This is a genomic window from Candidatus Liberibacter sp., from assembly GCF_014048425.1.
Lineage (GTDB): Bacteria > Pseudomonadota > Alphaproteobacteria > Rhizobiales > Rhizobiaceae > Liberibacter.
On the sequence record NZ_JACETX010000064.1, the window covers coordinates 1 to 4,032 of the forward strand.

Genomic DNA, 4,032 nt, shown 5'->3' on the forward strand with positions numbered 1-4,032 from the left:
TTGTTGAAGGGGGCTAATGATTCTATGAGGTTTGTCCAATGCGTTTGGTAGAGGACTGCTATATCTTTTGACATGGTGTTATTCCTTTGTATTGGCGTTGAAAATCGATATTAAGATTGGTATTTGCGTATGAGATCAGCTTGTTGAGCACACAAAACATTGAATTCTATTTTTGCTTTCGCATCCCCCTCTGCTACTTTCCGAGCAAGAGCAGTTATTCTGCTTTTGATCTTCTCTAGGCTTCCTACAGCCTGATTTTTGTTCACGGCAAAAGACGCACCCTCCAGTAAAGCGGATGCCATACTGGAAACTTTTTTAACCGACTGGACAACGTCGTCGCCTTTATAAAGCAAGGCATCGAGTTGACCATCACTCAGCCCAAAATGCTTCGACAAAGCCGCAATTTTCTGAAACGTGGGCTTAAGGTTGAGACCCAATTCAGCACTTAATCTTGCAAAGTCTTTCTCACCTTGAACCCTCTTAGCTTCTTCTGTTTTGGTGTGGATATCAGCCAGAGTTTTAGCTACTTGTTGTGCTTGCCATGGAGAACAGCCACCTGATAACAGGGCTTCTGCCACCATAGATTTTACGTCTGTAGGAAACTCTCCGAAGCTATCCATGTCGTAGTCTTCAATGGTTTTTGCTCCGCCGATAGTTTCTTTGTACTTGGCGACGTCTTCAGGAGAAGATGATTCATCGGGAACTTTAAAAGGCACATAACCCTCTTCCTTGATGCCCTCAAACTTCTTCGCATGCTCCAGCACGTCCTCAATGGATGTGAAGTTGTGTTTCGTGACAAGATCCAATAGATCTTGACTCATCCCATCTGTCCATGTGGTGTACTGCTCAGATGCCTTGACTGTATCTGCCGTCACAGATTCGTTGGCCATGGCCTTTTCCAGAGCATCTTTAATAGTAGAACTACCAGAGGTTGTATTGTTTTCCAGAGTTGGAGCGGGATTATTGCTTTGAATATCAGTCATTTTTCATTCCTTGGTTGGTGGGAGACAGGGCATATATTCTCTAAAGTGCTTCGCTATAATTTCTGCTTTAACGTATATTTCCGCTTCTTTTTCAGCGGGGGTGTCAGCCATATGATGCAGGAGAAAAAGAAATACCTGTCTCCTGCCCTCCATGACCGATGCTTCATGAGGATCGCTTCGCCACGTTGACCTGTTAGCACTACAAAAATTCGCTAGATACGATAGGCATTCTGTGGCTTCTGGACGTTTAAGCCACGTTTGGAAATTGCTTTTCCTTTTGCAAAAAAGACGTATTTTCTCTGCCAGTAACCGCCCGTAAAACGCTAAAAAGGTTCCTACATTCATTGTGCCATAGCCCCCTCTGCTTGTTGTGCTTCGGTCATCGCTTTGACCATGGATGCTATGCCTCCTGCGTTCTCCATTTTCTGTTGATCTTGTTGTTGTGCCTTCCTTGCTTCTCCTATCTGCTTCATTTCCTCTTCAGAATTGTGGCAAGACTGTGGCAGATAGCCGTATTCAGCTACTTTCTGAACAATCTTTTGCACTTTGACGCTGTCTAAAGCCGATGGATCCCCGAACTTCGTAGCTATATCAACCATGACGTTGATAGCTTGAACCATGGAAGAGAGCTGGTCTGCCTTCTGGTAACGAGCCAATGGAGACTGATATTGAATATCGTATTCAAAATGAGGGCTCTGCAAAATGTCCAAAACCATAGGGGTTGGTTCGGGCAAGAACTCGCCACTGGCAAACATGATATCAATCATTCTATTGAACATCGGAGCGAGGAGTTCTGCTTGTTGTCTTCCCATGACATGCGACAAGAAAAAGCTCTTTTCACTGTTTCTCTCACTGACTTCATGCGCTGTCATACGATCACGACTAGAGAACAACTGAAACAAATCCAGAGCGTAAGCCTCCTTAATTTCGCTCTTGAGCATCTCTATGGTTTCGTTCGCTCCCCTATAATTTCCAATAGGAAGCTGGTCTATCATTTTTGAGCCATCTGAGCGCATCATACCGTGGAGAATAGAACCCGCATCAAGACTAATATCGTCTTGCATCATGCCCTCATGGGCTGTCAGAACAACAGGGTGTACGCTTCTCTCAGATGCTTCAACAGACGTTGATACGAGTGTATTCAAGGCTTGGCACGACGGCAAAATTTGCCATGCTGGCGAACGTCCGTATATTTCGTCAGGAGCTATGATATAGCGAGTGACGATATAAGGCATAGTATGGTAGTTCTTGGTTTCCACTATATGCAGTGGATCAGAGCTAATCTCTCCCTCACTACTCGCCTCAAATACGATGGATTTAAAAGGAAAGTTCCCCGCATACGAAGGGTTAGGAAAGACACCATGCACAAATTCATACTTCTTCGTGAGGATATCGTCGCCTCCTTCCTGAAGAGTCTGTCGCTTCTCTTCTGAAAGGTTTTCTTCTCCCCATTTCCTAACGGCTTCTGGCAAGGTATAAGAAGACTTAACGAAGACCGTATCAGCTTTGTTCTGATCGTTTTCCGCAAAATACATATCCCCTAACGGAATACAGCGGAACGAAAATCCTACGACTTGGTTGAGATGATTTCTTCTAGCCTCAACCCGCAAACATCCTTTTCCAAAGCTACTAAGCTGGAGGAATACCTCATGAATATTGGCAGTGAAATGGGCTTCTGGATCAAGTATCTTCTTTTGAACCTGCTCTGTCAGCTCTTCCATATATTGCTTGATTTCTGATGTAGCCATCTCTTCGGAAAAATCAGGTACATTCTCGTCTTGCTTAAGACCTTTAAAAATCGCTTTGAGATTGTCACATTCTAAAGAAAACCAGTTTCTCCTTTGTGGCGTTAAAAGCTCTTCTAGCATACCAGCATGACGCAAATTAGCATTAGAGGCTGTTGCATCACTGACTGACTTATCGATAACTGGAGAGATGTTCCTGCCTCCAAAAGCCCCTTGATACTTCGGGAGGACATAACGAGCTATATTATCCCAAATCGATTCGACTGAATGTCTTGTCTCTTTCAGGTCATTGTATTGCGCTATGATGACTTGAATAGCTTGATGGTCAGCATCCTTCGTGAAGCTGACTGTATCTTTTAATTGGGTGATTCTTTCTAAGATTTTAGACATTAATCCCCCAAGCTCATGGTTTTAGCAAAACGGGCTTTGCTGATTCTGATTCTTGATTTGTTGACACGGGGCAAGGACAAGTGAAACGTTAGTGCTAAAGCATCCGACCTATCAGGACTTGGTATACCTTTAGCTCTGCTCTTTTCTTTACTGACCAGTTGAACTTTCATTGACGAGATGTCTTGTTGAATGCTGAGAAGGTCTTTCCTCAATCCATCGTCTTTTTCGAGGCTTCCATGATTGAGCCACTGGTGTAGGAGGTAGTAATTCTCAGCTCTCTTGTTGGCGTAATGCTCTTCGTCGTTAGGTTTTCTCTGTCCGACGTATTCATGAACATTGAATCTTAATCTCTGCAACCCATAGAAAACACCATTTCCTATACCGTTTCCATCAACAACAATGGCATCTGGATTGTACTTGTGGATGAGCGAAGTAGCCCAACTAATGATCCTATTTTGGTCTTTTTCTCTCATGGCTTGAAGAGGAATAGATTGAGCATCCAAACCACGGCGGAATACGGCAACGGTTGAATCCTTCCCCCCACCCGCTACGTCTAGCCCCATGATTAAAGGCTCTTCCTCATCGTAGTATGGTTCTCTTTCTTCGGCTTGCTTAACGCTGGATGCGGAGAAAAATTGATCAGTGTCTTGGAGTGGAAACTGCCCGTAAACATCATGGCGTGCAATGTTCGAATCTTCGCCATACTGACGGATCCAATTGTGATAAACTTGATGGTCTATGCCCTCGACATCAAAGCCACTGATATGTCGCTTTATCCAGCCGGGTGAATCTTTGTCGAAGATTTCAAAGAACGGTCCGGTTCTTCTTCGTGGATTGGAGAAGACAAGCCACATTCTATTGACGATGTCTTCTGTGAAAAATCCCTCAGCTGTCTTGAATATGATGGATGGTAT

General features: G+C 44.0%; 3 protein-coding genes and 1 pseudogene. All 4 read right to left on the bottom strand.

What is annotated here, in order from left to right; all coding sequences use genetic code 11:
* Positions 1-110 precede the first annotated feature (110 nt).
* Positions 111-890 (bottom strand): hypothetical protein, encoded by a 780-nt coding sequence (locus tag H0G72_RS05580; protein ID WP_182017787.1) that lies wholly within the window; start codon positions 888-890, stop codon positions 111-113.
* Positions 891-986: 96 nt separating this feature from the next.
* Positions 987-1,328: a Bbp19 family protein gene (locus H0G72_RS05585; RefSeq protein WP_182017788.1), complete on the bottom strand. Its 342-nt coding sequence runs from the start codon at positions 1,326-1,328 to the stop codon at positions 987-989.
* A complete protein-coding gene (locus tag H0G72_RS05590; RefSeq protein WP_182017789.1) occupies positions 1,325-3,118 on the bottom strand; it encodes a portal protein in 1,794 nt (597 codons plus the stop codon). Before H0G72_RS05590 ends, H0G72_RS05585 begins: the two co-directional genes overlap by 4 nt.
* Positions 3,118-4,032 (bottom strand): annotated as a pseudogene (locus tag H0G72_RS05595) (terminase); the annotation flags it as partial. The pseudogene H0G72_RS05595 and the gene H0G72_RS05590, both read right to left, overlap by 1 nt.